Source organism: Sulfitobacter sp. G5_S2_6_S6 (genome assembly GCF_054968505.1).
Map to the genome: position 1 here is coordinate 185,258 of NZ_JBQKUI010000003.1, position 26,074 is coordinate 211,331.

General features: G+C 61.0%; 29 protein-coding genes. 21 read left to right on the forward strand and 8 right to left on the reverse strand.

The features are described from left to right. Positions 1-40: 40 nt before the first annotated feature. From dgcN to ACTRWK_RS07175, 3 genes are read left to right on the forward strand one after another with little or no spacing between them, the layout of a single operon-like run. Entirely contained in the window at positions 41-1,042 is a 1,002-nt protein-coding gene (gene dgcN, locus ACTRWK_RS07165) for an N-acetyltransferase DgcN (RefSeq protein ID WP_180828630.1), read from the forward strand. A gap of 45 nt (positions 1,043-1,087) precedes the next feature. Next, positions 1,088-2,053 carry an N-acetyl-D-Glu racemase DgcA gene (dgcA, locus tag ACTRWK_RS07170; protein WP_289084190.1) on the forward strand — a complete coding sequence of 322 codons (966 nt, stop codon included), beginning with the start codon at positions 1,088-1,090 and terminating at the stop codon, positions 2,051-2,053. Positions 2,054-2,056: 3 nt separating this feature from the next. Beyond that, on the forward strand, positions 2,057-2,917 hold the full coding sequence (locus tag ACTRWK_RS07175; RefSeq protein WP_005851201.1) for a D-amino-acid transaminase: 861 nt from the start codon (positions 2,057-2,059) through the stop codon (positions 2,915-2,917). A 31-nt stretch (positions 2,918-2,948) separates the two neighbouring features. Here ACTRWK_RS07175 and ACTRWK_RS07180 read toward each other — a convergent pair whose 3' ends face one another. After that, positions 2,949-3,263, reverse strand: a complete 315-nt coding sequence (locus ACTRWK_RS07180; protein WP_009825922.1) for a DUF1244 domain-containing protein — start codon at positions 3,261-3,263, stop codon at positions 2,949-2,951. 280 nt (positions 3,264-3,543) lie between these two features. Here ACTRWK_RS07180 and pyk point away from each other — a divergent pair, with 280 nt between their 5' ends. The 4 genes from pyk to rplT all read left to right on the forward strand — a co-directional run bounded on the left by pyk (position 3,544) and on the right by rplT (position 5,974). Beyond that, positions 3,544-4,989, forward strand: a complete 1,446-nt coding sequence (gene pyk / locus ACTRWK_RS07185) for a pyruvate kinase (protein ID WP_037943093.1) — start codon at positions 3,544-3,546, stop codon at positions 4,987-4,989. A gap of 44 nt (positions 4,990-5,033) precedes the next feature. Next, positions 5,034-5,261, forward strand: coding sequence for a hypothetical protein (locus ACTRWK_RS07190; protein ID WP_005851207.1), 228 nt, complete (start codon positions 5,034-5,036; stop codon positions 5,259-5,261). A gap of 131 nt (positions 5,262-5,392) precedes the next feature. Continuing rightward, entirely contained in the window at positions 5,393-5,593 is a 201-nt protein-coding gene (gene rpmI, locus ACTRWK_RS07195; protein ID WP_005851209.1) for a 50S ribosomal protein L35, read from the forward strand. 15 nt (positions 5,594-5,608) lie between these two features. Next, on the forward strand, positions 5,609-5,974 hold the full coding sequence (gene rplT / locus ACTRWK_RS07200) for a 50S ribosomal protein L20 (RefSeq protein WP_005851211.1): 366 nt from the start codon (positions 5,609-5,611) through the stop codon (positions 5,972-5,974). Positions 5,975-6,046: 72 nt separating this feature from the next. On the opposite strand, the gene ACTRWK_RS07205 is transcribed toward rplT, so the two are convergent. Then, positions 6,047-7,270 (reverse strand): YbfB/YjiJ family MFS transporter, encoded by a 1,224-nt coding sequence (locus ACTRWK_RS07205; protein WP_289080366.1) that lies wholly within the window; start codon positions 7,268-7,270, stop codon positions 6,047-6,049. Positions 7,271-7,408: 138 nt separating this feature from the next. Here ACTRWK_RS07205 and pheS point away from each other — a divergent pair, with 138 nt between their 5' ends. The 6 genes from pheS to mscL all read left to right on the forward strand — a co-directional run bounded on the left by pheS (position 7,409) and on the right by mscL (position 13,229). Continuing rightward, positions 7,409-8,482, forward strand: coding sequence for a phenylalanine--tRNA ligase subunit alpha (gene pheS / locus ACTRWK_RS07210; protein WP_037954562.1), 1,074 nt, complete (start codon positions 7,409-7,411; stop codon positions 8,480-8,482). A 65-nt stretch (positions 8,483-8,547) separates the two neighbouring features. After that, positions 8,548-8,829 (forward strand): YrhK family protein, encoded by a 282-nt coding sequence (locus ACTRWK_RS07215; RefSeq protein WP_260004718.1) that lies wholly within the window; start codon positions 8,548-8,550, stop codon positions 8,827-8,829. Positions 8,830-8,837: 8 nt separating this feature from the next. Beyond that, positions 8,838-9,689: a CE1 family esterase gene (locus ACTRWK_RS07220; protein ID WP_289081828.1), complete on the forward strand. Its 852-nt coding sequence runs from the start codon at positions 8,838-8,840 to the stop codon at positions 9,687-9,689. Between the two features lie 83 nt (positions 9,690-9,772). Continuing rightward, the gene (pheT, locus tag ACTRWK_RS07225; RefSeq protein ID WP_289081827.1) at positions 9,773-12,172 is read left to right on the forward strand and encodes a phenylalanine--tRNA ligase subunit beta; all 2,400 of its coding nucleotides are present in this window, start codon (positions 9,773-9,775) and stop codon (positions 12,170-12,172) included. A 16-nt stretch (positions 12,173-12,188) separates the two neighbouring features. Beyond that, entirely contained in the window at positions 12,189-12,638 is a 450-nt protein-coding gene (locus ACTRWK_RS07230) for a YtoQ family protein (RefSeq protein ID WP_009825928.1), read from the forward strand. Positions 12,639-12,797: 159 nt separating this feature from the next. Beyond that, positions 12,798-13,229: a large conductance mechanosensitive channel protein MscL gene (mscL, locus tag ACTRWK_RS07235; protein WP_005851224.1), complete on the forward strand. Its 432-nt coding sequence runs from the start codon at positions 12,798-12,800 to the stop codon at positions 13,227-13,229. 72 nt (positions 13,230-13,301) lie between these two features. Here the strand turns inward: mscL and ald are convergent, their stop codons facing one another. Then, positions 13,302-14,420: an alanine dehydrogenase gene (ald, locus tag ACTRWK_RS07240; protein WP_132997517.1), complete on the reverse strand. Its 1,119-nt coding sequence runs from the start codon at positions 14,418-14,420 to the stop codon at positions 13,302-13,304. Positions 14,421-14,561: 141 nt separating this feature from the next. On the opposite strand from ald, the gene ACTRWK_RS07245 reads away from it, so the two are divergent. Further along, on the forward strand, positions 14,562-15,023 hold the full coding sequence (locus tag ACTRWK_RS07245) for an Lrp/AsnC family transcriptional regulator (protein ID WP_005851227.1): 462 nt from the start codon (positions 14,562-14,564) through the stop codon (positions 15,021-15,023). Here ACTRWK_RS07245 and trhA read toward each other — a convergent pair. Further along, positions 15,020-15,670, reverse strand: a complete 651-nt coding sequence (gene trhA / locus ACTRWK_RS07250; RefSeq protein ID WP_009825931.1) for a PAQR family membrane homeostasis protein TrhA — start codon at positions 15,668-15,670, stop codon at positions 15,020-15,022. The two genes, ACTRWK_RS07245 and trhA, sit on opposite strands and share 4 nt — an antisense overlap. Positions 15,671-15,825: 155 nt before the next feature. Continuing rightward, entirely contained in the window at positions 15,826-16,032 is a 207-nt protein-coding gene (gene rpsU / locus ACTRWK_RS07255; RefSeq protein ID WP_005851231.1) for a 30S ribosomal protein S21, read from the reverse strand. 115 nt (positions 16,033-16,147) lie between these two features. Between rpsU and ACTRWK_RS07260 the strand changes: the two genes are divergently transcribed. From ACTRWK_RS07260 to ACTRWK_RS07275, 4 genes are all read left to right on the forward strand, one after another. After that, positions 16,148-16,846 carry a COQ9 family protein gene (locus ACTRWK_RS07260; protein ID WP_289081825.1) on the forward strand — a complete coding sequence of 233 codons (699 nt, stop codon included), beginning with the start codon at positions 16,148-16,150 and terminating at the stop codon, positions 16,844-16,846. An 84-nt stretch (positions 16,847-16,930) separates the two neighbouring features. Next, the gene (locus ACTRWK_RS07265) at positions 16,931-17,656 is read left to right on the forward strand and encodes an energy-coupling factor ABC transporter ATP-binding protein (RefSeq protein ID WP_037943104.1); all 726 of its coding nucleotides are present in this window, start codon (positions 16,931-16,933) and stop codon (positions 17,654-17,656) included. Next, on the forward strand, positions 17,631-18,227 hold the full coding sequence (locus ACTRWK_RS07270) for a CbiQ family ECF transporter T component (protein WP_462843855.1): 597 nt from the start codon (positions 17,631-17,633) through the stop codon (positions 18,225-18,227). The genes ACTRWK_RS07265 and ACTRWK_RS07270 overlap by 26 nt, the downstream gene beginning before the upstream one ends. Positions 18,228-18,328: 101 nt before the next feature. After that, positions 18,329-19,321, forward strand: coding sequence for an NAD(P)H-quinone oxidoreductase (locus tag ACTRWK_RS07275; protein WP_184583287.1), 993 nt, complete (start codon positions 18,329-18,331; stop codon positions 19,319-19,321). Positions 19,322-19,388: 67 nt separating this feature from the next. Here ACTRWK_RS07275 and ACTRWK_RS07280 read toward each other — a convergent pair whose 3' ends face one another. Together ACTRWK_RS07280 and ACTRWK_RS07285 are read right to left on the reverse strand one after the other, a co-directional pair. Then, positions 19,389-21,941 (reverse strand): hybrid sensor histidine kinase/response regulator, encoded by a 2,553-nt coding sequence (locus ACTRWK_RS07280; protein WP_289081824.1) that lies wholly within the window; start codon positions 21,939-21,941, stop codon positions 19,389-19,391. 18 nt (positions 21,942-21,959) lie between these two features. Next, on the reverse strand, positions 21,960-22,439 hold the full coding sequence (locus ACTRWK_RS07285) for a putative pterin-binding protein (RefSeq protein WP_009825937.1): 480 nt from the start codon (positions 22,437-22,439) through the stop codon (positions 21,960-21,962). Between the two features lie 213 nt (positions 22,440-22,652). Between ACTRWK_RS07285 and ACTRWK_RS07290 the strand changes: the two genes are divergently transcribed. Then, positions 22,653-23,273 (forward strand): response regulator transcription factor, encoded by a 621-nt coding sequence (locus tag ACTRWK_RS07290; RefSeq protein ID WP_005851242.1) that lies wholly within the window; start codon positions 22,653-22,655, stop codon positions 23,271-23,273. On the opposite strand, the gene ACTRWK_RS07295 is transcribed toward ACTRWK_RS07290, so the two are convergent. Further along, on the reverse strand, positions 23,266-23,910 hold the full coding sequence (locus ACTRWK_RS07295) for a ribonuclease T2 (RefSeq protein ID WP_289081822.1): 645 nt from the start codon (positions 23,908-23,910) through the stop codon (positions 23,266-23,268). The genes ACTRWK_RS07290 and ACTRWK_RS07295 overlap by 8 nt on opposite strands. A gap of 128 nt (positions 23,911-24,038) precedes the next feature. On the opposite strand from ACTRWK_RS07295, the gene ACTRWK_RS07300 reads away from it, so the two are divergent. Together ACTRWK_RS07300 and ACTRWK_RS07305 are read left to right on the forward strand one after the other, a co-directional pair. Beyond that, a complete protein-coding gene (locus ACTRWK_RS07300) occupies positions 24,039-24,800 on the forward strand; it encodes a DUF1013 domain-containing protein (protein ID WP_037943117.1) in 762 nt (253 codons plus the stop codon). Positions 24,801-25,014: 214 nt separating this feature from the next. Further along, positions 25,015-26,013 carry an endonuclease/exonuclease/phosphatase family protein gene (locus tag ACTRWK_RS07305; protein WP_278374861.1) on the forward strand — a complete coding sequence of 333 codons (999 nt, stop codon included), beginning with the start codon at positions 25,015-25,017 and terminating at the stop codon, positions 26,011-26,013. The last annotated feature ends 61 nt before the right edge of the window (positions 26,014-26,074 follow it).

Sequence of the window (26,074 nt, forward strand, 5' to 3'; positions counted from 1 at the left end):
GCGAAACTGAGCCAAAGCCAAATTGCAGGAGCATGTGATCATGATCAAAACACCTTATCTTCTTTTTCTGGGCGACGCGCCGGATCACCTTGCGGTTAAAGTGGCGCAGGGCATCAAGGACTGGCGTCCTGAAAATGCCGTCGGTCAGCTGCGGCTGGACGGCTGCAAGGCGGATCTGGGTCTGACCGATATGACGCTTGCGCAAGCGAAAGAGGCAGGCGCGCAGACCCTGGTGATTGGCGTCGCCAACCGCGGGGGCACCATCAGCGCCACATGGCGCGCCGTGCTGGTCGACGCGCTGGAGGCCGGTTTCGATCTGGCATCCGGCTTGCATAACCTGCTGCGCAACGAGCCAGAGCTCGTGGCCGCCGCCGAGAAACACGGGCGCAGCTTGCATGACGTGCGTATCCCGTCGGTGCAGTACCCGATTGCGAATGGCGTCAAACGCAGCGGCAAGCGCGTGCTGGCGGTCGGCACGGATTGTTCGGTCGGCAAGATGTATACCGCGCTGGCGCTGGACGCGGCGATGAAAGAGAAGGGGCTGAAAAGCAGCTTCCGCGCGACGGGCCAGACCGGTATCCTGATCACCGGCGAAGGTGTGCCTTTGGATGCCGTGATCGCGGATTTCATGGCCGGCTCGATCGAGTATCTGACCCCCGACAATGACGATGATCACTGGGATATCATCGAAGGGCAGGGCAGCCTGTTCCACGTGTCCTATTCCGGCGTCACCATGGCGCTGATCCACGGCGGCCAACCCGATGCGTTGATCCTGTGCCACGAGCCGACCCGCAAGACAATGCGCGGTCTGCCCGACTACACGCTGCCCACGTTGGAAGACGTGCGCGACGTGGCACTGACGCTGGCAAAGGTCGCCAACGCAGGCTGTCAGGTGGTCGGTATCTCGATCAATACCCAGCATCTGTCGGAGGCAGAGGCAGACGCCTATCTGGCCGAGGTCGAACAACGCTTGGGCTTGCCAGCCGTGGACCCGTTCCGCCAAGGTGCCGCGAGATTGGCGGAGGCTTTGGCAGCCCTCTGATCGGCCCTTCGGGGAGAGTTTAAGTGGCAAAATGAAGGAGCGGATATGCGTATTGAGGTAAGCCGGGATGTCTTTCGGCTGGCGCAGGTCTTTACCATTTCGCGTGGATCGCGGACCGAGGCGCAGGTGCTCACGGTGCGGATCACCGATGGCGGCGTGACGGGGTGGGGCGAATGTGTGCCCTATGCCCGGTATGGCGAGACGCTGGAGTCGGTTTCGGCAGAGATCGAAGCGCTGAGTGGGCCGCTGACGCGTGATGCGCTGTATGATTTGCTGCCGGCCGGTGCCGCGCGCAATGCAGTGGATTGTGCCCTGTGGGATCTGCAAGCCAAGCAGGCTGGTAAACCTGTGTGGGAACTGGCGGGGCTGGCGCGACCGGGACCCGAGATCACGGCCTTTACCCTCTCGTTGGATAGCCCCGAAAAGATGCGCGAACAGGCCGCCTTGCATGCGCATCGCCCGCTGTTGAAGATCAAGCTGGGCACGCCGGATGATATGCCCCGCCTTGAGGCTGTGCGTGCCGGTGCGCCTGATGCGCAGATCATTATCGACGCGAATGAGGGCTGGTCGGCCGGGGTATACGCCGATCTTGCCCCGCATCTGGTGCGGCTGGGTGTGTCATTGGTTGAACAGCCTTTGCCCACAGGGGATGACGATGCGCTCGTCGGGATGGAGCGGCCCGTGCCGGTCTGTGCCGATGAAAGCTGCCATGACCGTGCGAGCCTTGCTGCGCTGAAAGGCAAATACGATGTGGTCAACATCAAGCTGGACAAGACCGGTGGTCTGACAGAGGCGCTGGCGCTGCGCGATGCGGCTGTCGCGCAGGGCTATGAGGTCATGGTGGGATGTATGGTCGGGTCATCGCTCGCGATGGCGCCGGCGGTGCTGGTGGCGCAGGGGGCAAAGGTCGTGGACCTTGACGGGCCGCTGCTTCTGGCCGAAGACCGCGACAACGCTTTGACATTTGACGCCGCCGGGGTGCATCCGCCTGCGGCCAAGCTTTGGGGATAAGACATGCGGACTGTATATGTGAACGGCGAATACCTGCCCGAGACCGAAGCCAAGGTTTCGATCTTTGATCGCGGGTTTCTGATGGCGGACGGGGTCTATGAGGTCACCAGCGTGCTGGACGGCAAGCTGATCGACTTTGACGGCCATGCCATCCGGCTCAGCCGGTCGTTGAACGAGCTACAGATGCGCAACCCGATCTCGAAGGAGGACCTGCTGGAGGTCCACCGCGAACTGGTGCGCGTGAACGAGATCGACGAGGGGCTGATCTATTTGCAGATCACCCGCGGGTCGGACGGGGACCGCGACTTTGCCTTCCCCGATCCCGAGACGACAGAGCCGACGATTGTCTTGTTTACCCAGTCCAAACCCGGTCTGGCCGACAGCCCCGCCGCCAAGAAAGGTGCCAAGATCATCAGCATCGAAGACATCCGCTGGGGCCGTCGCGATATCAAGACGGTGCAGCTGCTGTATCCGTCGATGGGCAAGATGATGGCCAAGAAAGCGGGCTGCGATGATGCCTGGATGGTCGAGGACGGCTTTGTCACCGAAGGCACCAGCAACAACGCCTATATCGTGATGGGCAACAAGATCATCACCCGCGCCCTGAGCAACGAGATTTTGCACGGCATCACCCGCGCTGCGGTTCTGCGTTTCGCCAAAGAGGCGCAGATGGTGGTGGAAGAGCGTAACTTTACCATCCACGAAGCGCAGCAGGCGGATGAGGCGTTTACCACCTCCGCCAGCGCCTTTGTCATGCCCGTGGTCGAGATCGACGGCGTGGCCTTGGGCGATGGAACACCGGGCAAGGTCGCGCCGCGTCTGCGCGAGATCTATCTGGACGAGATGCGCAAGGCGGCGGTCTAACCCGCCTTGCCAAGGGGCTGGCTGCGCGCGGTCAGCCCTTTTCGCCGACGTTCTGTTCGAAGGCGACCTTGAACGCCTCTTTCTGCGCGTCCTTGGCGTCGGTCTGATAGTTGGCTTTCCATGCGTCCATGGTCATGCCGTAGAACAGCTCGCGCGCTTCTTCCTTGCCCATGTCGATCCCGCGCTCGTTTGCGGCTTCTTGATACCAGCGCGACAGGCAGTTGCGGCAAAATCCGGCCAGGTTCATCATGTCGATGTTCTGCACGTCCGTGCGGTCTTGCATCAGGTGCTGTTGCAGCCGGCGAAACGCCGCAGCCTGAAGTTCGATTTCCTGTTGTGTGGGCATTATGCTCTCCTGCGTGTGGGGTGGGGCCAAGCTATGGGTTGGCCGGTGCGGGTTCAAGGCGGCGGGCCGTGAATGAGGCGCTGCCTTCCGCTGCCCGCTGTCATCGTGCTGTCATACTGTGGTGGGCATAGACGGGGCAGGCGATCTTCGCTAAGTGTTAACGCTAACACATGTTAACGCTAACTTATTTACTATCCACTCTGACCGCTGCGCGTGTTAGACCCGTGGCAATGAGCGCAGGGGCTGCCAAAGCCCGCAGATGAAAAGGGACGTCACCAGTATGAAACGCACGCGGAATGTCAAAGTAGTTGCCACCTTGGGTCCGGCCTCGGACACGCACGAGACGATATCGGCACTGTTTCACGCGGGCGCGGATGTGTTCCGGTTGAACATGAGCCACGGCAGCCATGACGAAATCCGAATCAAGCACCAGATCATCCGCCAGATCGAAGAGGAAACGGGATCCACGATCGGTATTCTCGCGGATCTTCAGGGGCCAAAGCTGCGTGTGGGCGTCTTTTCGGGGGACAGCGAATTGCTGGTCGAGGGCGCGTCCTTCCGGCTGGATCTGGACGAGGCAGAGGGCAATGCCCGCCGCGTGAGCCTGCCGCACCCCGAGATTTTCCAGGCGCTTGAACCGGGCGCATCGCTGTTGGTCAATGACGGCAAGATCCGTCTGAAGGTCAAGGAATGCGGCCCCGATTTCGCGGAGTGCGAAGTGATGATCGGCGGCGTGATCTCTAACCGCAAAGGCGTGAACGTGCCGGATGTGGTGCTGCCGCTGGCCGCCCTGTCGGAAAAAGACCGCGCCGATCTGGAATTCGTGTGCGAGCTGGGGGTCGACTGGCTGGCGCTGAGCTTTGTGCAGCGTCCCGAAGATGTGACCGAGGCGCGCGAACTGGCCAAGGGCCGTGCCGCATTGCTGAGCAAGATCGAAAAGCCTTCGGCCGTGGACCGGTTCGAGGACATCCTGGCGGTGAGCGACGGTATCATGGTCGCGCGTGGGGATCTGGGGGTTGAGCTGCCGGTGCAGAACGTACCGCCGATCCAGAAACGACTGGTGCGCAAATGCCGTGCGGCGGCAAAGCCGGTGATCGTGGCGACGCAGATGCTGGAATCGATGATCGAAAGCCCGATCCCCACCCGGGCCGAGGTATCAGATGTCGCGACTGCCATTTATGAAGGGGCCGATGCGGTGATGTTGTCGGCGGAATCCGCGGCCGGTGCCTATCCGGTCGAGGCGGTGCGCACGATGGATAACGTGGCCACCGAGGTAGAGCAGGATCCGACCTACACCCAGATTATCGAATCGTCGCGCAAGGTGGACCGCATGACCGTGGCGGACGGTATCGTTGCCGCCGCACGCGAGATTGCCGAAACCGCGAATATCAAGGCGATCTGTTGCTTTACCCAAAGCGGGACCACGGCGCTGTTGACCGCACGTGAACGCCCGCGGGTGCCGATCATCGCGTTGTCACCCCTGGTCAAGACCGCGCGCCGTCTGGCGCTCACCTGGGGCGTAAATTGCGTTCAGACCGGCACGCTGGAACGCTTCAAGATGGCTGTGGTCAGCGCTGCACGCGTTGCCCGTGACGAAGGCTATGCCGGGCCGGAGGATATGATCGTTGTCACCGCAGGCGTGCCTTTCAACGTCGAGGGCAGCACAAATATCCTGCGCGTCGCACCCTGCGACGAACGATTGATTTTTAATACCGATCCGGAATAACCTCTGGTCAGGTAACAAGAATATATCGAGCAAGGGCAGGAATAATGGATACTGATCTGATTTTGGTGATTGGTCTTGCCCTTGCTGTGCTTTCTATCCCCTCTGTCGTGTCGGCCTTCTCTGATGGACGTGCGCCGCGCGCGTCGGCGTTGACTGTGCTGATCGCGGGCGGGATGATCGTCTATGCCATCAACACCCATCCGGGCGGCTATGCGTTGGAAGACGTGCCAGACGCCGTTTTGCATGTGATTGCGCGCTACAAGTTCTGGTAAGCGCAGGCGTTTCGCGCTTTTGCCCTTGCTTTGGGCCCCTGTCCCTCCTATACGCCAGCTTCGTTCCGCGCGTCCGGCCTTCGTGGCATGCCGAGTCGCGCACTTACCGAACTCAAGTTAAGGAGACGGAAATGCCCAAGATGAAGACGAAATCGAGCGCCAAGAAGCGCTTTAAGATCTCGGCGACCGGCAAGGTCATCGGCGGTCAGGCTGGCAAACAGCATGGTATGATCAAACGGACGAAAAAATTCATCCGTGACGCGCGTGGGACAACAGCTTTGTCTGCACCCGACGCCAAGATCATCAAGGGCTTCATGCCCTACGACCGCTAAGATAGGAGAGCCGATATGTCCCGTACAAAAGGTGGTGTCGTTACCCACGCCCGTCACAAAAAGGTAATCAAAGCAGCCAAAGGTTACTATGGCCGCCGCAAGAACACCTTTAAGGTCGCCCGCCAGGCGGTCGACAAAGCCAACCAATACGCCACGCGCGACCGTAAGAACCGCAAGCGGAACTTCCGCGCATTGTGGATCCAGCGGATCAACGCCGCTGTGCGCAGCCACGACGAAGCACTGACATACAGCCGCTTCATCAATGGTCTGTCCCTTGCTGGTATCGAAGTGGACCGGAAGGTTCTGTCCGACCTGGCCATCAACGAGCCCGAAGCATTCGGTGCCATCGTGAAGCAAGCACAAGACGCACTGGCCGCGTAAGCGCCCTTTGCCGACCCCAAGTTTTAGAACGCCGCCCTGACATCGGGGCGGCGTTTTTCGTTTGTGCGGTGATCAGCTGGGGTCTTGTTGCGGCAGCGGTTTTTGAAACACCACCACAGCGGCCCCTGTCAGCAGGATCGCAGCGGCAGCCAGCAGGCTGGACCCGATATTGCCCGTCAGGTCGCCCAAGGCACCGGCGGCGAAGGGGCCTGCGGTCTGCGCGATGGCAAAGACCACGGTGAACAGGCTCATCGCGGCGGCCCAGCTTTCGGCAGGCAGGTTCTGGCGGATAAAGCTGGTGATCGCGCCGGGGGCCATGAAGACGCAAAGCCCGAACACCACGGCTGAAATCACCACGGCCCCACCCGCAGGCAGGACGAGCGGCAGCGCCGACCCGATTGCGATGCCGGTCAGGATCATCGCCAAGGGCTTGCCCGAAGCGTGCCGCGCCAATACCCCGCGCCAGACGAAGGGCGAGGCGATCAGCGCCACCCCCATGATGATCCACACCGCCGAGATCAGCAGCGCCGGTGCCTGTTGATCCGTCATCCACGCAGACAGGAACGTCAGATAAACGATATAACCCATGGCAAAACCGACGTAGCCTGCAAGCTCTCTCCAGATCAGGTGCAGCTTGATGCCGCCGGCTGCTGTATTCCGCTGTGCAGGGACCGACAGGCGCGCCGCGGCCCATAGGGACAGGGGCAGGCAGGCGACGCTGATCACGCCGATGATATACCAGCCATAGCGCCATGATCCGGTGCCCCAGAACTCTATCATCAGGGGCAGGGACGCGCCTGCGAGCATGATCCCGATACCGCCGCCCGCGCCGAACAGGATCGCGATTGCCAGGGCATTGCGGCGCGCGTCGCCGGGAAACAGCCGCGCGGTCAGAACCCCTGCGGTGGAAAAGGACATTGCCCCGAACACCCCCGCCGCGATCCGCCAGAAGGTCTGCCAGCCCATCGTCGCCTCGTACCCCGTCGCCAGCAGCGTCAGCGTCGTGGTCACCATGCCGAACCCGAACAACCGCGCAGGCGCGATGCGCCCGATCAGCAGCAGCGTCAGCACCGCGCCGATGATATAGCCGATGGCATTCGCCGTGTTCAGCCAGCCCGCCTGCGCATAGGTCCAGTCCAGCTCGGTCTTCATCGCGGGCAGGATCAGCCCGTAGGCAAAGCGCGCGAACCCGTTGGTGACCGTCACCCCCAGCGTCAGGCCAAGCAGCGCCAGCCAGGGCCGTGTGACAGGTCGGGGCAGGGACGGGTTGCTGTCGGGTTGTAAAATCTCTGCCACGCGCGGCACCCCCTTGATGGTTTGCGCCACTATGTGCCCGCGGTTTCAGCATCACAAGACCCGCTTCAAATGGCCCTGCCGCTTGTATTCGGGGCCAATTCTGCTAGCACCAGCCCGAGCAAAAGACATGAGGCCGATATGGACGACCTGAAAGCGAAATATCTGGGCCAGATCGCTGGTGCCGCCGACGAAGCCGCGTTGGAGGACATCCGTCTGGCCGCCGTGGGTAAAAAGGGCGAAGTCGCCCTGAAGATGCGCGAGCTGGGCCGTATGACGCCCGAAGAACGCCAGACAGTCGGCCCCGCGCTGAACGCGCTCAAGGACGAGATCAACTCCGCCATTGCCGCGAAGAAAGCAGCACTTGGGGATGCGGCCCTTGATGAACGTCTGCGCAGCGAATGGCTGGACGTGACACTGCCCACGCGCGCGACGCGTCAGGGCACGATCCACCCTGTCAGCCAGGTGACCGAGGAAGTGACCGCGATCTTCGCCGAGCTGGGGTTTTCGGTCGCCGAAGGGCCGCGCATCGACACTGATTGGTATAACTTCGACGCGCTGAACATCCCCGGCCACCACCCCGCTCGCGCCGAGATGGACACGTTCTATATGGCCCGTGCCGAGGGCGACGACCGTCCGCCCCACGTGCTGCGCACCCACACCAGCCCCGTGCAGATCCGCACGATGGAGGCCGAAGGCGCGCCCCTGCGCATCATCTGCCCCGGTGGCGTCTACCGTGCCGACTATGACCAGACCCACACGCCGATGTTCCATCAGGTCGAAGGTCTGGCGATCGACAAAGACATCTCTATGGCGAACCTGAAATGGACGCTGGAGGAATTCTTTAGCGCGTTCTTCGAAGTCGAGGGCATCAAGACCCGCTTCCGCGCATCGCATTTCCCCTTCACCGAGCCTTCGGCAGAGGTCGACATCCAGTGTTCCTGGGTCGACGGGCAGCTGCGCATCGGTGAAGGCGACGGCTGGATGGAGGTGCTGGGCTCCGGCATGGTCCACCCGAAGGTGCTGCAAGCAGGCGGGATCGACCCGAACGAATGGCAGGGCTTTGCCTTTGGCATGGGCATCGACCGTATCGCGATGCTGAAATACGGCATTCCTGATCTGCGGGCGTTCTTTGATTCAGACCTGCGCTGGTTGCGGCATTACGGGTTTGCAAGCTTGGACCAGCCGACGCTGCATGGTGGTTTGAGCCGCTAATCGATCGGCGCGGTGTCCGTCGCTGGGCACCGCGTCGCTTGTCCGGTGAACAAGGGCAGGGTCCCATGAAAATATTTCGCAATGAACGTCGGGACCAATCCGAGGCGCACCGCAGGCTTTATGCACGGTTCGAGTTGGCCCATACGGTTGTCGATTTCATGGCCGCTTTTTGCTTTATTGTCGGGTCGGTCATGTTCTTTAGCGACGCTTGGCTTACGCCGGGCACATGGCTGTTCCTGATCGGGTCGCTGCTGTTTGCTGCCAAACCAACCCTGCGTCTGATCCGCGAGATCAAGCTTTATCGCATGGGCGATGTGGACGATCTCGCGCATCGGTTTGAGGATTAAAGAAACCCGTGAGCCTCTCCGCATTTTTCTACGCCATGACCGCGCGGCCAAAAGCACTTGTACAGGCCGCGATGCTGGCCTGCGTGCTGTCTGCGGCGCCAATGGTTGCCACCGCCCAAACCCTCCCGCCCTGCGGCGGCGACATCCCCTGCAAGCTCGGCAACCGCAGCTACAATATCCTGATGCCCGACGATTGGGACGGCGTGACGCCTCTGCCTGTCATGATGCATTTTCACGCTTTCCTGCGGCGCGGGCGCACGGTGATCCATCATCCGCGTATCGGGTCCGAGACAAAGCCCCGTGGCGTGATGCTAGTAGCCCCGTCGGCACAGCATCGGGCGTGGCGGTTCTGGCAGGATGACCCTGCGGATATCGCCTTTGCCGACGCGGTGCTGGCGGATGTGGCGAAACGCTATCCGGTGGATCAAAGCCAGATCTATATTTCGGGGTTCAGCTTTGGCGCGGCGATGGCGTGGCGCTATGCCTGCGCGCGCGGCGACCGGATCGCGGGGCTGATGACCATGTCGGGCACGATCAAACAGGCCAGCACCTGCGCCAACCCGCCGCGTCAGGTCCGCCATGTGCATGGGCTCAACGACCTGTGGATGAGCCTGCCGCGCGGGCCTGACCATGACACCACCAATGTCGTCGCGCTGTGGCGCAAGGCGTTCCGCTGCGGCAAGGGCCGGCTGGATGGTGCGCTGACCCTCGCCCCGGGGGTAGAGTTCGCTCATTTCACCTGGGACAATTGCGCCGGCGACCGCAGCGTGACGCTGGACATCCATACCGGCGGACATTTTATCCCGACCGGATGGCTTGGCTACCAGCTGGACGGGTTGATGCCCAAAACACCGGGCTAGGCGCAAAACGCCGCCGCACCGCATTGAAACCGCGCCGATTAAACGCTACGCCCTAGCGCAAGCATTGCATGAGGATCACCGCCATGAAATTCACACTGTCCTGGCTGAAGGAACATCTCGACACCACCGCGTCGATCGATGAAATCACCTATGCGCTGACCGATCTGGGGCTCGAGGTCGAAGGCGTCGAAGACCGTGGCGCGAAGCTGGCGGATTTTACGCTGGGCTATGTGCAATCGGCAGAAAAGCACCCCGACGCGGATCGTTTGCAGATCTGTCAGGTGGATACCGACGAAGGCGTGCAGCAGATCATCTGCGGTGCCCCGAACGCGCGTCAGGGCATCACCGTGGTTGTGGCGAAACCGGGCGTTTATGTGCCGGGCATTGATACCACTATTGGCGTTGGCAAGATCCGTGGCGTCGAAAGCTTTGGCATGATGGCGTCAGAGCGCGAGCTTGAGCTATCCGAAGAACATGACGGTATCATCGAGCTGCCCTCGGGCAATGTCGGCGACCGTTTTATCGATTGGCTGGCGGAAAACGACCCCGCCAAGGTCGACCCCGTGATCGAGATCGCGATCACCCCCAACCGACCCGATGCCTTGGGTGTGCGCGGGATCGCGCGTGATCTGGCGGCTCGTGGTCTGGGCACGCTGAAACAGCGCGATGTGCCTGCGGTCGAAGGGCAGTTCCCGTGCCCGATCTCTGTTTCGATCGACGAAGACACGCTGGACCAATGTCCGGTTTTCTACGGTCGTGTGATCCGCGGCGTCAAAAACGGCCCGTCGCCGGCGTGGTTGCAGGACAAGCTGCGCGCCATTGGCCTGCGCCCAATCTCGTTCCTCGTCGATGTAACGAACTTCTTCACCTATGACCGCAACCGTCCTTTGCACGTGTTCGACGCGGATAAGGTCGCGGGCAACAGCCTGCGCATCCACCGCGCCAAGGGCGGCGAGACCCTGATGGGGCTGGACGACAAGGAATACACCTTCAGCGAAGGCATGACCCTGATTTCGGACGCCGAAAAGGTCGAAAGCATCGCGGGTGTGATGGGCGGCGCGGAAAGCGGCTGTTCCATGGACACGGTGAATGTCTTTGTCGAAGCGGCCTATTTCGATCCGGTGCGCACCGCCTACACGGGCCGCGCGCTCAAGATCAACTCGGACGCGCGCTATCGCTTTGAACGGGGGATCGACCCCGAATGGACGCCCTATGCCATCGAACATGCGACCCAGATGATCCTGGACATCGCAGGCGGTGAGGCGTCCGAAGTTGTCGTCGCGGGCAAGGTGCCGGACTATTCTCGCGCCTACAAGCTGGACGCGGCACGCGTGCAGTCGTTGGTGGGGATGACCATCTCGGAAAGCGAGCAGCGCAAGACGCTGACGGCGCTTGGCTTCCGTCTCGAAGGCGACATGGCGCATGTCCCAAGCTGGCGCCCCGATGTGCAGGGCGAAGCCGATCTGGTCGAGGAAGTCGCGCGGATTGCGTCACTCACCAAGCTTGAAGGGCGCCCCTTGCCACGCCTGACGACCGGCGTGCCCAAGCCCGTCCTGTCGCCGATGCAGCGCCGCGAGGCCATCGCGCGCCGCGCCTGCGCCGCCTTGGGCTACAACGAATGTGTGTCCTACAGCTTTATCGATCAGGCGTCTGCCGCGCTGTTTGGTGGCGGCACCGATGACACCCGTCTGGAAAACCCGATCAGCAATGACATGAGCCATATGCGCCCCTCGCTGTTGCCCGCCTTGCTGCAGGCCGCGGCCCGCAATCAGGCGCGGGGCTTCCCTGACATGGCGCTGTTCGAGGTCGGCCCCGTCTTCACCGGCGGCGAGCCCGGCGATCAGCATCTGCAGATCAGCGGCCTGCTGACCGGCAACACCGGCCCCAAAGATGTGCACGGCGCATCGCGTCCGGTCGATGTGTTCGACGTCAAGGCGGATATCGAGGCGGTCTTGTCCGCCATCGGTGCCCCCGCCAAGGTGCAGATCAACCGCAATGGCGCTGACTGGTTCCACCCCGGGCGTCACGGGCAGATCTGCCTTGGCCCGAAAAAAGTGCTTGGCGTCTTTGGCGAAATTCATCCGCGGGTGCTGGCGGCACTGGATGTGAAAGGGCCCGCGATGGGCTTCACCATCTGGCCCGCCGAGGTACCCTTGCCGCGCAAGTCCGGTGCCACACGTCCCGCGCTGAACACCAGCGCGCTGCAAGCGGTGGAACGTGACTTTGCCTTTGTGGTGGACGCCGATGTTGACGCGCTGACGCTGGTCAATGCGGCGATGGGGGCGGACAAGGCCCTGATCGACGATGTGCGCGTCTTTGATGAATTCATCGGCGGTGCCTTGGGCGAGGGGAAAAAATCGCTCGCCCTCACGGTACGGATGCAGCCAAACGACAAGACACTGAAAGACGCGGATATCGAGGCGGTTGGCGCCAAGGTCATCGACAAGGTGACCAAAGCCAGCGGCGGCGTGCTGCGCGGCTAAAGCGAACGGAGGCGGTATGACACTGCATGTATATCTCTCGGGTGAAATCCACACCGACTGGCGCGATCAGATCATCGATGGCGCGGCAGGGTTGGATGTTGTGTTCACCGGCCCTGTCACCGACCACGCGGCCAGCGACGACTGCGGTGTGGCGATTCTGGGGGCCGAGGAAAACAAGTTCTGGCACGACCGCAAGGGCGCACAGCTGAACGCGATCCGCACCCGCAAGGGCATCGAAGAGGCGGATGTCGTCGTCGTGCGTTTTGGCGATCAGTACAAACAGTGGAACGCGGCTTTTGATGCAGGCTATGCGGCGGCTCTGGGGAAATCTCTGGTGATCCTGCATGGGGACGACCACGCGCACGCGCTGAAAGAGGTCGACGCCGCAGCTTTGGCTGTCGCCCAAGAGCCCGCGCAGGTCGTGCAAATCCTGCGCTATGTGCTGACGGGCACCCTGCCAGAGTAAGCACGCTTTGCACCGGATTGCGCGGTTTTCGCCTCTGTAAGGGGGAAAACCGTGCTTATCCGACAAAAATCCATCGTTATTTGGAAAACTTATGCTAACGCATGCACAGTATGTCGTGCGACGTAGCAGACACGGCTTTCAATCATACGAGGGACAGACATGATTCAAGAATTCAAGGATTTCATTGCCAAGGGCAATGTTATGGACCTGGCAGTCGGTATCATTATCGGCGCGGCCTTTACGGCTATTGTGACCTCGCTGGTCAGCGATCTGATCAACCCTGTGATCGGTCTGGTCCTTGGCGGCGTTGATTTCACCAGCATGTATGTGGTGCTGTCTGGCGATGTGCCTGCGGGTACCGGTCTGGACGCGGCGCGCGAAACCGGCGCGGCGATCTTTGCCTATGGCGCGTTCATCACGGCCTGCATCAACTTCCTGATCATCGCTTTTGTGGTGTTTATGCTGGTCAAATCCGTTAACCGGCTGAAATCGCTGGCCGAACGCCCCGATGATGTCGCCCCCGAAGTGGCAACTGGCCCCAGCCAGTTGGACGTGCTGCTGCAAATTCGCGATGAGCTTGCCAAGAAGTAAGCGTTTCAACGGCGTGAAACGAAAAGGCCCGCAGGTGCGCTGCGGGCCTTTTGCGTGGTGCGTAGGGGGTGGTTAACCGGCGATGGCCTGATCGGCGGTGATCGCCTCCATCCCGAGCGCTTCGGCCACGGCGGCGTAGGTCAGCTGACCTGCGTGCACGTTCAGACCTGCCTTGAGGTGGGGATCGTCGGCGCAGGCTTGCTTCCAGCCTTTATCCGCCAGTGCCAGCATGAACGGCATCGTGGCGTTGCCAAGCGCAATGGTCGATGTCCGCGCCACGGCACCGGGCATGTTGGCAACGCAGTAGTGCATGATGCCGTCCACTTCGTATACGGGGTCTTGGTGGGTGGTCGCTTTCGAGGTTTCAAAGCAGCCACCTTGGTCAATCGCCACGTCCACCAGCGCCGCGCCGGGCTTGAGCTCGGACAATTGCGCGCGGCTGATCAGCTTGGGGGCGGCGGCCCCGGGGATCAGGACGGCACCGATGATCATATCGGCCTCGCGCGCCAGTTCGATCGTATTGCCCGCCGAGGCGTAAGAGGTGTTGAACACGCCGCCATAGATGTCATCCAGATAGCGCAGACGGGGCAGGGACCGGTCAAGCACGGTGACATCCGCGCCCATGCCAGCCGCAATCCGTGCGGCGTGGGTGCCGACAACACCGCCGCCGATCACGACCACGCGCGCCGGACCAACGCCGGGGACGCCGCCCATCAGCACGCCGCGCCCGCCGTTGGCTTTTTGCAGCGTCCATGCGCCCACCTGCGGGGCCAGACGACCCGCGACTTCGGACATTGGCGCAAGCAGCGGCAAGCCACCATTGCGGTCGGTGACGGTTTCATAGGCGATACAAGTCGCGCCGGAGGCGAGAAGATCCTTGGTTTGTTCGGGATCGGGGGCGAGGTGCAGATAGGTGAACAGGATCTGCCCTTCGCGCAGCATCTTGCGCTCGACCGCTTGGGGTTCCTTGACCTTGACGATCATGTCGGCGCTGTCGAAGACCTCTTGCGCGGTGGCAAGGATCGTCGCGCCTGCGTCGGTATAGGCGGCGTCATCAAAACCAGCGCCGATGCCGGCACCTGCTTCGATAACAACCTCATGTCCCTTGTTCACCGCCTCGTAAGCGGCATTCGGGGTCATGCCGACGCGGAATTCCTGTGGCTTGATTTCTTTGGGGCAACCGATTTTCATGAGTTCATCCTATTGAGGGTGCATTTGAATTACGGTACGCCCCTCGATACGCAATTGGGCACGGATTATGGGCCGTTATCCCCCTTGCGCTTCGAATACTCTGCTGCATATTGGTCATTTCACGCGAAAGTATTGCGCCACATGAGTCTAGACGACATCGATCGCCGCATCCTTACTGCCCTGCAACGCAACGGGCGGATGTCGAACTCTGACCTGTCGGAAAAGGTACATCTGTCGCCGTCGGCATGTCACCGGCGCGTGCAGCGGCTGGAAGCCGAAGGGTATATCCGCGATTACGTCGCCCTGCTGAACCCGCGCAAGATGGGCGTCCCCACGACGGTGTTTGTCGAGATCACCCTGCAAGGCCAAGCGGACGAGGTGCTGGACGCCTTTGAGAAGGCGGTCGCGCGTATTCCCGATGTGCTGGAATGTCACCTGATGGCGGGGGCCGCGGATTACCTGCTTAAGGTCGTGGCCGAAAATACCGAGGATTTCGCCCGCATCCATCGCCAGCATTTGGCGCGGTTGCCCGGTGTGGGGCAGATGCAATCCAGCTTTGCGCTGCGCACGGTGTGCAACACCACAGCGCTGCCAGTCGGTTAAATCGCGGAGGGAAACAGCGCCATCCAGATGCCCGCGAACATCGCGATGCCGCCGATATTGACCCAAGCGTGCCACGTCGCATAGCGAAAGCGCATGGCCCGGCGCACGTAAAAGCCGACGCCGATCACATAGGCAAATGCCCCGCCGATGATGCACCAGAGTGTTGCCAGCGGCACCCCTGTCAGGTCCGGCAGTGCGCAAAGGCCAATGGCGCCCAGCCCCAGATAGGATGCGGTGGACCACTTGCCCTGAACCTGCGGGTCGGTGATCTTTTTGTACATCGCCACCAGCGCCAGCCCCCATGACACACAAAGCAGCGTGATCGTCCATGTCGTGCCGGCCTGCACGAAGAACGGCGTAAACGTGCCCGCGATACTGGGATAGATCGCCGCATGATCAATCCGCCGCATCAATTTGCGCGCATCGTGCCACGGCGCGAAGTGGTAGGCGCAGGATGCAAGGTTTGATGCCAGCGCGCAAAGCACATAGACCACCACCGCGACCGTCACCGCCGTTTGCAGCGATGTGGCCGATTTCATCACCAACGCGCCGCCAGCCCCCAGAATCAGCGCAAGCCCCACAAGGTGGACGATCAGATCAGCCCGCCGGTGGATCGGGGCAACGCTGGGGTAGGTGGGCTGGGTCATGGTCTGTCCTGTCTCTGGCCGCTTTGCGATACGCTCTGCCGCCGGGTCCTGTCTACTGTACCCATGCGTCACCACGCGCGCAGCGGCAGACAAAAGAAAACCCCCGGCACCGAAAGGTAACGGGGGTTCGTATTCTTATGCGTCGCTTGGATGATTTACATCATGCCTTCGCGCTGCAATTTCTTCCGTGCCAGTTTGCGGCTACGGCGGATCGCTTCTGCTTTCTCGCGTGCTTTTTTCTCGGAAGGTTTCTCGAAATGCTGCTTAAGCTTCATTTCACGAAACACACCCTCGCGCTGAAGTTTTTTCTTCAGGGCGCGCAGCGCTTGATCGACGTTGTTATCGCGAACACTAACCTGCATGTGGTTTTCACCACCTTTCTAGTTTGAAGTTGCAAGGATTTGCAGGAACTGGCCATATAGCAACCGAAACCTATATTGTCTAGAGCAAAGCCAATCACCCCTTCAGGAGGCCGCTATGACGAACACGTCCCAGACACCGAAAGAACAGCTGCTGGATGCCGCGCTGATGCATGTCGCGTTTGACGGCTGGTCAGAGGCGACGTTCAAGGCTGCGGTCAGCGATACCGGCATGGACCCGACCGTCGCGCGTGCTGTCTGTCCGCGCGGTGCTGTTGATCTGGCCGTCGCCTATCACAAACGGGGCGATCAGCAGATGATCGACCGGATGAAGGCCGAAAACATGACCGAGATGAAATTCTCGGCCAAGGTGGCAGCTATGGTCCGCTTCCGTCTTGAAGCCGCCACGGATAAAGAGGCCGTGCGTCGTGGGACAACCCTGTTTGCCCTGCCACAATATGCGCCGGAGGGGGCCAAACTGGTCTGGGGGACGGCGGATGCCATATGGGCGGCCTTGGGGGATACGTCCGAAGACGTGAACTGGTACACCAAACGCGCCATGCTGAGCGCTGTCTATTCCTCGACCGTGCTGTTCTGGCTGGGCGACACCAGCGAGGGCCACGCAGAGACATGGGCCTTCCTTGATCGGCGGATCGAGAATGTGATGCAGATCGAAAAGGTCAAGGCGCAGGTGAACAGCAGCCCGACGCTCAGCATGTTGATGGCCGGGCCCAACTGGTTGCTTTCCCATGTGAAAGCCCCCTCGCGCCTGAACCGTAGCGATCTTCCCGGTAGCTGGGGCAGCCCGCGTCCCTAGGCTGGCTTTCCTCGCCAGACCAGACCTGCTAGGTGCTGCGGCGTCCGCATCCGGCGCGGGCGCGGCTTACTGGTACTCACGCATATGCACCCGTTTCTGATCGATCTGGACAAGGTTTCCTACACCCCCGAAGGAACCTCGGTGCTATGTGATGTGACACTGCAGGCATCCGAGCGGCGGATTGGTATTGTCGGACGTAACGGGTCCGGCAAGACATCTCTGGCACGGGTGCTGGCTGGGCTGGTGGCCCCGTCGTCGGGCAAGCTGCGGATCAACGGGGTGGATGTGGTCAAGGATCGCAAGGCGGCCTTGCGGCAGGTCGGCATCCTGTTCCAGAACCCCGATCACCAGATTATCTTCCCCACGGTGGAAGAAGAGATCAGCTTTGGCCTGACCCAGCTGAAACACACCCCAAAAGAGGCCGCAGAGAGAACGGCGGATATCCTCGCCCGCTTTAACCGCAGCCATTGGGCAAAGGCGGCGATCCATCAGCTATCTCAGGGGCAGCGGCAGCTGGTCTGTCTGATGTCGATCCTTGCCATGCAGCCGCGCCTGATCATCCTCGATGAACCTTTTGCGGGGCTTGATATCCCGACGATGATGCACCTCACGCGCGTGCTGCACGCAGTAGAGGCGCATCTGGTGCACATCACCCATGACCCCGCGCATCTGGCGACCTATAACCGGATGATCTGGATCGATCAGGGTCGGATCGTGCAGGACGGCGCGGTGCCTCAGGTGACCCAAGCCTTTGTGGCACAGATGCAAGAGATCGGGGAAAGCGATGATTTCACTCATCTCCCCGGTTGAGACCCGCGCCCACGGTTGGCCTGCGGGGGCAAAGCTGGCAGCGCTTTGCGTGGCGACGATGGGGCTATTCAGCCTGACCCACCCCGCGCTGCAGGCGGCGGCCTTGGCGGTGACCCTGCTGCTTTATGCGCTGCCGGGATGGCGGTTTTTCAAGGTGGGGCTGGCGCGCTTGCGGGTGCTGCTGCCCTTCGTTGTGCTGATCATGGTCTGGCATATCGTGACCCATGACATCATGGCGGGTGCGACCGTGACGTTGCGGATGATGACAGCGGTGGCGCTGGCGAATCTGGTGACCATGACGACCAAGCTGGCACAGATGGTGGCTGTGGTGACATGGCTGACAACGCCGCTGCGCCGTCTTGGCATCCAGACCCGCGCGATCGAACTGGGCATCGCCCTCGTCATCCGCTTTACCCCCGTTCTGGCGCAAAAGGGCCAGTTGCTGGCGCAGTCATGGCGCGCGCGTTCCACCAAGCGGGTCGGCTGGCGGATGATCATCCCGTTTACCGTGCTGGCGATTGACGACGCCGAACATGTGGCCGAGGCCCTGCGTGCCCGTGGCGGACTTTGACGTGAGACCTTCCGCGACCTGACGCCTGTCAGTTCGCATTGTGTGTGCCGAAAACCGTGCCTATGGTGCGGCAACACTGATTTACGGAGGAGACGTAGTCGATGACAGAAACCATGCGTGCGATAGAGATCACCAAAGCCGGCGGACCCGAAGTGCTGCAACCCACCGACCGCCCCATGCCGCAGCCGGCTCACGGGCAAGTGGTGATCAAAGTGGCCTATGCCGGTGTGAACCGCCCCGATGCGCTGCAACGTGCGGGCATGTATGCGCCGCCCCCCACTGCCAGCGATCTTCCCGGGCTTGAAGCCTCGGGCGTGGTGTCCGCCGTGGGTGAAGGCGTCAGCGATCTGGCAGTCGGCGACAAGGTCTGCGCGCTGCTGCCCGGTGGCGGCTATGCGGAATATGTCGCGACGCCTGCGGCCCATTGTCTGCCGGTGCCCAAGGGCATGGACATGAAGGAAGCCGCCTGCCTGCCCGAGACATTCTTCACCGTCTGGTCCAATGTGTTCATGCGCGGTGGCCTGAAAGCGGGCGAACGGTTCTTGGTGCATGGCGGGTCGTCGGGCATCGGGACGACTGCGATCCAGCTGGCGCGCGAATTCGGCGCACGGGTTTTTGCCACGGCAGGGACCGACAGCAAATGCGACGCCTGCGCCAAACTCGGGGCCGAGGCCGCGATCAACTACCGTGACTCGGATTTCGTTGATGTGCTGAAAGCCGAGGGCGGGGCAGACCTGATCCTTGATATGGTCGGCGGCGACTACATCCCGCGCAACCTGCAAGCGCTGGCCGAAGACGGCCGTCTTGTGCAGATCGCCTTCCTCAGCGGGCCCAAGGTAGAGGTGAACTTTGCCACGCTGATGACACGCCGTCTGACGATGACCGGTAGCACCCTGCGTCCGCAAAGCGATCTGGCCAAGGCCAAGATCGCCGAAGAACTGCGCGAGAAGGTCTGGCCACTGCTGGACGCGGGCAAGATCGCACCGGTGATGGACAGCGAATACGCGTTCGAGGACGCGAGCGAGGCGCATGCCCGCATGGAGACAAGCGGCCATATCGGCAAGATCGTGTTGAAGGTTGACGCCAACGCCTAAGCGGCGGGCAATAATATGAGGCAAGGGGCGCTCTGATATCAGGGCGCCCTTCGTCGTTCAGAGGGCGTTACGCCGACAGGCGCGCCTCCCACGCATCAAGGGTTTCGGCCCATGCCGCGGGCACTTTGGCGACCTGATCACGGGCTTTGTCCACGTCGCCTTGTTTGCAGTCCTGTTCGATGGTGGCAAGCAGCGCGTGCATACGCTCTGCGCCGAACATGCCGCACAACCCGGCAAGGTCGTGGGTCTTGCGTTGCAGATCGTCGCGGTCCTCGGCAGAGGCTAGGGGCGGCAATTGCCCCTCTACACGTTGGCGCAGATTGCCAATGCGATCGGCAAGCTTTTCAGGGCCAAGCAGTTCGAACAATTCGTTCACCTGATTGGCGTTCAGTACCGGATGCTGCGGCTCGGCGTGCGTCGCTTCAGTCGCATCAGAGGCACCCTCAGCGGCGGGCATCACAAGCTCGCTTAGCGCGGTTTTCAGGCGGCGCGTGTTGATGGGTTTTTGCAGAAAGCCGGTCATCCCGCCCGCGGTAAAGGCCGCGCGTTCGTTGGGCAGGGCGTGGGCGGTCACGGCCATGATCGGGGTATTGGCATTGGGCCCGCCCCCTTGAAGGATCACCTGCGTGGCCTGTAGCCCGCTCATCCCCGGCATCGAAATATCCATCAGGATCGCGTCAAATCTCTGTTCGGCCGCACGATCAATGCCTTCGGGGCCGCTGCTGGCAAGGGTGACCTCGTGACCCAGACGGCCCAGCATTGCCTTAAGCAGATCGCGGTTGATCTCGTTATCGTCGACGACCAGCAAGTTCATCGCGGGGGTGTCTTCGGTATCAAGCTGGGGTTGGGCGACGGGCTGCGGGGCTTCTGTCTGCACGAAGTCTGCTGGCAGTCGCACGATAAACCGCGCGCCTTTGCCAACCTCCGAGACGCAGGTGATCGTGCCGCCCAGACGGTGCACCAGCCGCCGCACGATGCCCAGCCCCAGACCGGTGCCCCCTGTGCGCCGCTCGTAGCGGCTGTCGAGCGATACGTAATCCTCGAAAATCCGCTTGAGGTCGTCGGGCGGGATACCGGGGCCATTGTCTGCCACTTCGATATGCAGCATCGGCGCATTGTCCGTTTCCATGTCATAGGTCGCGCTAAGCACAATATCGTCGTCGGGGCTGAACTTGATCGCGTTGCTGATGAGGTTGACCAGAATCTGCTGCACCGCGCGCGGGTCTGTCAGGATGGGTGTGTCGGTCAGCCCGTCCTGATCCAGATGCAGCCGCGTGTCCGATGTCTTGGCCAGTGGCGTCATGGTGTTGACCATGCCGGCGGTCAGCGCGACCATATCACTGGCTTGCAACTCGTTGTCGTTGGTTTCGGCCTCACTGCGTTCGATGGCTAGCACGTCGTCGATATGGCCCAGCAGGATGTCACCGGATTTCAGCGCCGCTTCGACGTATTTGCGCTGTTCGGCGTCCAGCTTGTCGTCATGCAGCAAGTGGATGGCAGAGAGGATGCCGTTCAGCGGCGTGCGCATCTCGTGGCTCATCATCGCGAAGAAACGCGATTTTTCCTGATAGGCATCCAGTGCCTCGTCGCGGGCGCGGATGATCTCCTGCTCTTTTTGCAGTTTGTCGGTGATGTCGCGGATATATGTGACGAAAACCGGCGCGTCGTTTGACCGCGCCAGCGACACGGAAAGTTCGACAGGGAAGATGCGCCCGGTGCCGTCGATCATCTCTGTCTCGTGACGGCCGGTTTCGGCCAGCCGCGTTTTGCCGGTCTCGTTGAAATGGGCGAGGTTATCCCGTTGGCGATGGCGCAATTTAGGGGGGACCAGCAGTTCGATGTAGCTGCGCCCAAGCGCATGATCGCGCGAGATGCTAAAGACCTCTTCGGCAGAGCCGTTGAAATCGATAATCTCGCCATCTACCGACAGCACCATCACCGCATCAAGCGAGGCGCGTAGCATGGTTTCAAGCTGCGAGTGGTTGCGTTCGACCTCGCGCGAGGCTCGGTTGAGCGTGATCGTCTGGCGCGACAGCCGCAGGATCGCCCCCAGCAGCGCAATGGTCACGGTCACCACGATCACCAGCAAGATCTCGATCAGCTGCGCGATCTCTTTGCGCTCGGCCTCCGCCGCTTTGGCGGCAAAGGAGATGGAGGCAAGCCCGATGTTGCGCGGCATATCCTCGACCGTGTCCAGCGCTTCCGACAGGGCGGGCACACCGGCGGCGAGCGCCTCATCGCTGCCGTCGATCAGGGGGATCTGTGTGTCCAGAACCGCTTGTATCTTCTGGATTTCGCGGGTCAGGTCGCCGCTTTGCTGTACGCGTTCGGCGACTTCGGTGCGGCTGTAGAAGATGTCGAACCGTTTGCGCAGGTTCGCCAGATCGTTTTCATCACCGGACCGCGCCTGTTCAACGGCACCATCCAGTTTGAGAAAGTCGATTTCAAGCTGCGAGAACACCCATTCGGCATGATCCTGCTGCGCGCTGCCAAGGGCGCGCACGCGGTCCCAGACGTTGAACGCCAGGTAACCGGCAAGCAGGATGCCGACCATCAGCGCCAGGGCAAGAATATATCTTACCCTGTTGCGCTGTGGGCCGTCCTGCATCAAATCGGCCATGGTAAACATGCCTTGCGGTTACTTGATCGCCAGCCGGTTCAACTGCCAGATAGAACGGCTATAGATCGTCTCTGTCTGGTACTTTACGTCGCTGTCATAGGGATAGACAATCCATAGCGGACCTTTCCCGCGGCGCGACATCTCTTTGTCGTTGTTGGCATAGGCGATGATCGGCCCGTCGGACACCGCATCCTCCATCGGGATTTCGACCGCATAGTCGTTGATCGCGGTTGCTTCGATCATACCTTCGGACACGTCCAGCGTGTCCATCAGATCCTTGAGCGATACGCCCTGAAAGGTCTGCGCGCCTTCGGTCCAGATGGTTTCGGTCTCGAAGCTGGACGACGGCAGTTCTTTCAGCTGCTCCATCGTATAGGTGTGTTCCATGTCGCCTGCCGTGACGGTCAGAACGGCGTCTTCTTGTGCACTTACAGCAGTGGCCAATGCGGCACCGCACAGTGCGGCGGTGATTGTCTTGGTGAAAGCTTGAAACGTCATTACTCGGTATCCTTCCCCTGTGTTTGTACATCAACCTTAGGTTAACGCCGATTGGAGAGCGACTGAGATTAAGGGTATTGTTACTATACGAAGGTATAGCCGTCAAAAATTCGACACAGTTATCCTATCCTCATGTGTGCTATTATTCGCCCATAAGTTGGTCTACGACTACTTAAGCAGCATTGAGGTGGTGGCGAGGGAAGGAAAGAACTTATGGCATTACGGATACTGATTGCGGACGACCACGATATGGTCCGCGAAACGATTGCAATGTTTCTGGACGCCGATGGCGGGACAGAGACGGTTGCAGCAAGCGACCTGCCCGAAGCGATGGCCAAGATAGAGGCAGAGGGGCCGTTTGATCTGGTACTGCTCGACTATACGATGCCCGGCATGAAGGGGCTTGAGGCGCTGCCTAAGGTCATGAAAGCCAACGAGGAAAAGCCTGTCGGTCTGATTTCGGGCACGGCAACGCGGTTGATCGCGGAACAGGCGCTGGCCATGGGCGCGATCGGTTTCCTGCCCAAGACGCTGCCTGCGAAATCATTGGTCAACGCGGTCCGCTTTATGGCCGCGGGCGAGATTTACGCGCCGGTCAACTTTATGTCTGGCAAGGACGATCCCGAAGAAACCGATTTTGAAAAGGCCCTGTCAGAGCGGGAGCGTCAGGTTCTGCGCGGCTTGATGGAGGCGAAATCGAACAAGGAAATCGCCCGCGACCTAGAGTTGCAAGAGGTCACGATCAAGCTGCACGTCAAAACGCTGTGCCGCAAGCTGGACGCCCGCAACCGCACCGACGCCGCAATGATCGCACGTAGTGCGGGGTTTATCTGATCGGGGTAAACAGCGCGTCGTCCAGCGTGCAATCCTTGATCACGTCGCGCCCGCAAGGCACCGGCTCCAGCGTTTTTGACAGGCATAGACGCACTTCTTGAATGTAGCCGCTTTTGCAGGTGACGGTAACGCCATCGGCCTCCATCGTCGGGTTTGCTTTCAGAAACGCTTCCTCCACCACCGAGGCGGGCAGGCGGATGTCGCCCGTGATCTTGCGAAAGACCGCAGGGCGGGTCACGGCATCATAGGCCTGACGCGACAGATCGAAATATCCGGTGGCAGACAGGCCGGTACAGCTGCCGTGTTTCTTCCATTGATGCCACGCCAGACCGGGCGTTCCCATAATGTCAGCCATGGCGGCGGTCATGCCACGGGTGGGGGGCCGTTCGGCGGTGCGGCAGTAGGAGGGAAACCCTCGATGCAGCTGCGGCCAAAGCCCGTGCATGATCCAGCCGTGGTCGTGGCGCGCGTCGCATTGCGCGGAATCGCGCGCATCGCCTTCCAGCGCGCACCAGTTGGGCGACCAGCTGAGCGCCAGCATGTAATAGTCGAATTCCCCTGCAATTTCGCCCTTGGCCGCCGCGGGGCGGGGCATCGGGGCCAGCAACAGACACAGGCACAGGATCAGCAATCGCATTGGGGTCTTTCCTTATTTTGCCGGTCCGAGTATAAGGCGTTCAAGTTCCCCCACAATGGAAACCGTTCTGCCCCGCAGGACCGCCTATTTCAGGCGACGGGGAAAGTGCGTTTTAAGGAGAGACCGACATGGCAAAACCGATTATGGCCCGCGCCACTGCCGTATGGCTGGTGGACAACACAACCTTGAGCTTCAAACAGATCGCGGATTTCGTGGAAATGCACGAGCTTGAAGTGCAGGGCATCGCGGATGGTGACGTGGCGCAAGGCGTGAAGGGCTTTGACCCGATTGCCAACAACCAGCTGACCGAAGAAGAGATCGAAAAAGGGCAGGCGAACCCGCTGCACAAGCTCAAGCTCAAGTTCAACGCGTCAGCCCAAGGCGAAGAGAAACGTCGCGGCCCGCGCTATACGCCGCTGTCCAAACGTCAGGACCGCCCCGCATCGATCTACTGGCTGGTCAAGTTCCACCCCGAACTCTCCGACGGTCAGGTCAGCAAGCTGGTCGGCACCACCAAGCCAACCATTCAGGCGATCCGCGAGCGGACGCACTGGAACATTGCGAACATCCAACCGATCGATCCCGTGGCTTTGGGGCTGTGCAAACAGTCCGAACTGGACGCCGCTGTCCAGAAAGCCGCTGCCAAGAAAGCCGCCGAAGGTGGCTTGATGACCGATGACGAACGCCGCCGTCTGGTCAGCACCGAACAATCGCTTGGCATGGATACGGAACCGAAGATGCCGACCTCTATCGAAGGTCTGGAAACGTTCACCCTGTCCGGCAACCCTGCGGATGACGAAGAAAAAGACCACGGCGACTATTCTGACGCCGACAGTTTCTTCAAGCTGCCCGAGGGCGGTTCCGACACGGATGAAGACGAGGACAAGTAATTCGGTTCCGCCCTTCTGGCGGCTTCGGAACAAATCCGCTTAACCTTGTGTTGAGCTAGGGGTGCAGGGCAACCGCTCTGCGCCCCTTTTTTTGACGTAGGGGGCATGCATGCTGGCGACGATATTACTCGGTCTGTTTTGGGGCGTTGTCGCACTCGTTTCGGCGATCAGCGTGCTTCCCTTTAGCAAGATACCGCACGGCGCGATCCGGGGAATGGCATTCCCCCGTGAGCAGCTGTTTGTGTTGACCGTGGCGCTGGCTGCCGTGGCGCTGGTGTTTCTTGAACCTGACCATCGCAACCCGGCGCTGGCGATCCTCGCTGTGATTGCGGCGATCCACACGGGCTACATCCTGAAATTCACACCGCTCTGGCCGCGCCAATCGGTGGATGCGACCGAGGCACAGGCCGCTGATGCGGAAAACCGTGTCACCATCCTTGCGTCAAACGTGAAACAATCCAATCGCCAGTATCAGCGTCTGATCGACCTGATCCGCACCGAAGACCCGGATATCGCCGCCGCGCTTGAGGTGGACCCAGACTGGGTCGATGCGCTTTATGACGCGCTGAAAGACCAGTATCCCCATTGGGTGAAAGTGCCCAAGGATAACTCCTATGGCGTGGTCATGATGTCCAAGATGGAGCCGTCAGAGACGCAGGTGCGGGACCTGCTGGTTGATGATGTGCCGTCGATCCGGACCAAGGTCGCGATGCCGTCAGGGCGGATGTGGCGTTTGTATATCGTGCACCCCGAACCCCCCGTGCCCTATCACGACACCAAGGGCCGCGACGGAGAGATCGCGTTGGTCGGCATCGAAGCCAGCAAGGACGATCTGCCCGCGATCGTGACAGGCGATCTGAACGACGTTGCTTGGTCCACCACTACCCGCCGGTTTCAGCGGCTATCGGGATTGCTGGACCCACGGGTCGGACGTGGGTTCTATAACACATTCCATGCGGGTATTGCCGTCATGCGCTGGCCGCTTGACCATCTGTTCCATGATGCAGAGTTCCGCCTGATCCGTATGTCGCGCTTGCCCAATATCGGGTCCGACCACTTCCCGATCCTGTTCTCGCTTGCCCTGACAGGGGAACCACAGTCGAATTCCACGCCCGAACAAAGCGACGCCGAAGAGCGCGCCGAGGTGCGGGAAATGGCAGCCGAAGAACGCGAAAAGGACCGCGAAGCCATCGGCACGGATTGGGAAAAATAGCCCCGATCCGTCACCGCTCACCGGTACGCAGCGCTTTGCGTGCCTCCTTGAAAAACGAATT

Coding starts and splice junctions, on each gene's coding strand:
- dgcN (WP_180828630.1), top strand. CDS start 41: ATGATCAAAACACCTTATCTTCTTTTTCTGGGCGACGCGCCGGATCAC.
- dgcA (WP_289084190.1), top strand. CDS start 1,088: ATGCGTATTGAGGTAAGCCGGGATGTCTTTCGGCTGGCGCAGGTCTTT.
- ACTRWK_RS07175 (WP_005851201.1), top strand. CDS start 2,057: ATGCGGACTGTATATGTGAACGGCGAATACCTGCCCGAGACCGAAGCC.
- ACTRWK_RS07180 (WP_009825922.1), bottom strand. CDS start 3,263: ATGCCCACACAACAGGAAATCGAACTTCAGGCTGCGGCGTTTCGCCGG.
- pyk (WP_037943093.1), top strand. CDS start 3,544: ATGAAACGCACGCGGAATGTCAAAGTAGTTGCCACCTTGGGTCCGGCC.
- ACTRWK_RS07190 (WP_005851207.1), top strand. CDS start 5,034: ATGGATACTGATCTGATTTTGGTGATTGGTCTTGCCCTTGCTGTGCTT.
- rpmI (WP_005851209.1), top strand. CDS start 5,393: ATGCCCAAGATGAAGACGAAATCGAGCGCCAAGAAGCGCTTTAAGATC.
- rplT (WP_005851211.1), top strand. CDS start 5,609: ATGTCCCGTACAAAAGGTGGTGTCGTTACCCACGCCCGTCACAAAAAG.
- pheS (WP_037954562.1), top strand. CDS start 7,409: ATGGACGACCTGAAAGCGAAATATCTGGGCCAGATCGCTGGTGCCGCC.
- ACTRWK_RS07215 (WP_260004718.1), top strand. CDS start 8,548: ATGAAAATATTTCGCAATGAACGTCGGGACCAATCCGAGGCGCACCGC.
- pheT (WP_289081827.1), top strand. CDS start 9,773: ATGAAATTCACACTGTCCTGGCTGAAGGAACATCTCGACACCACCGCG.
- ACTRWK_RS07230 (WP_009825928.1), top strand. CDS start 12,189: ATGACACTGCATGTATATCTCTCGGGTGAAATCCACACCGACTGGCGC.
- mscL (WP_005851224.1), top strand. CDS start 12,798: ATGATTCAAGAATTCAAGGATTTCATTGCCAAGGGCAATGTTATGGAC.
- ald (WP_132997517.1), bottom strand. CDS start 14,420: ATGAAAATCGGTTGCCCCAAAGAAATCAAGCCACAGGAATTCCGCGTC.
- ACTRWK_RS07245 (WP_005851227.1), top strand. CDS start 14,562: ATGAGTCTAGACGACATCGATCGCCGCATCCTTACTGCCCTGCAACGC.
- trhA (WP_009825931.1), bottom strand. CDS start 15,670: ATGACCCAGCCCACCTACCCCAGCGTTGCCCCGATCCACCGGCGGGCT.
- rpsU (WP_005851231.1), bottom strand. CDS start 16,032: ATGCAGGTTAGTGTTCGCGATAACAACGTCGATCAAGCGCTGCGCGCC.
- ACTRWK_RS07260 (WP_289081825.1), top strand. CDS start 16,148: ATGACGAACACGTCCCAGACACCGAAAGAACAGCTGCTGGATGCCGCG.
- ACTRWK_RS07265 (WP_037943104.1), top strand. CDS start 16,931: ATGCACCCGTTTCTGATCGATCTGGACAAGGTTTCCTACACCCCCGAA.
- ACTRWK_RS07270 (WP_462843855.1), top strand. CDS start 17,631: ATGATTTCACTCATCTCCCCGGTTGAGACCCGCGCCCACGGTTGGCCT.
- ACTRWK_RS07275 (WP_184583287.1), top strand. CDS start 18,329: ATGACAGAAACCATGCGTGCGATAGAGATCACCAAAGCCGGCGGACCC.
- ACTRWK_RS07280 (WP_289081824.1), bottom strand. CDS start 21,941: ATGGCCGATTTGATGCAGGACGGCCCACAGCGCAACAGGGTAAGATAT.
- ACTRWK_RS07285 (WP_009825937.1), bottom strand. CDS start 22,439: ATGACGTTTCAAGCTTTCACCAAGACAATCACCGCCGCACTGTGCGGT.
- ACTRWK_RS07290 (WP_005851242.1), top strand. CDS start 22,653: ATGGCATTACGGATACTGATTGCGGACGACCACGATATGGTCCGCGAA.
- ACTRWK_RS07295 (WP_289081822.1), bottom strand. CDS start 23,910: ATGCGATTGCTGATCCTGTGCCTGTGTCTGTTGCTGGCCCCGATGCCC.
- ACTRWK_RS07300 (WP_037943117.1), top strand. CDS start 24,039: ATGGCAAAACCGATTATGGCCCGCGCCACTGCCGTATGGCTGGTGGAC.
- ACTRWK_RS07305 (WP_278374861.1), top strand. CDS start 25,015: ATGGCATTCCCCCGTGAGCAGCTGTTTGTGTTGACCGTGGCGCTGGCT.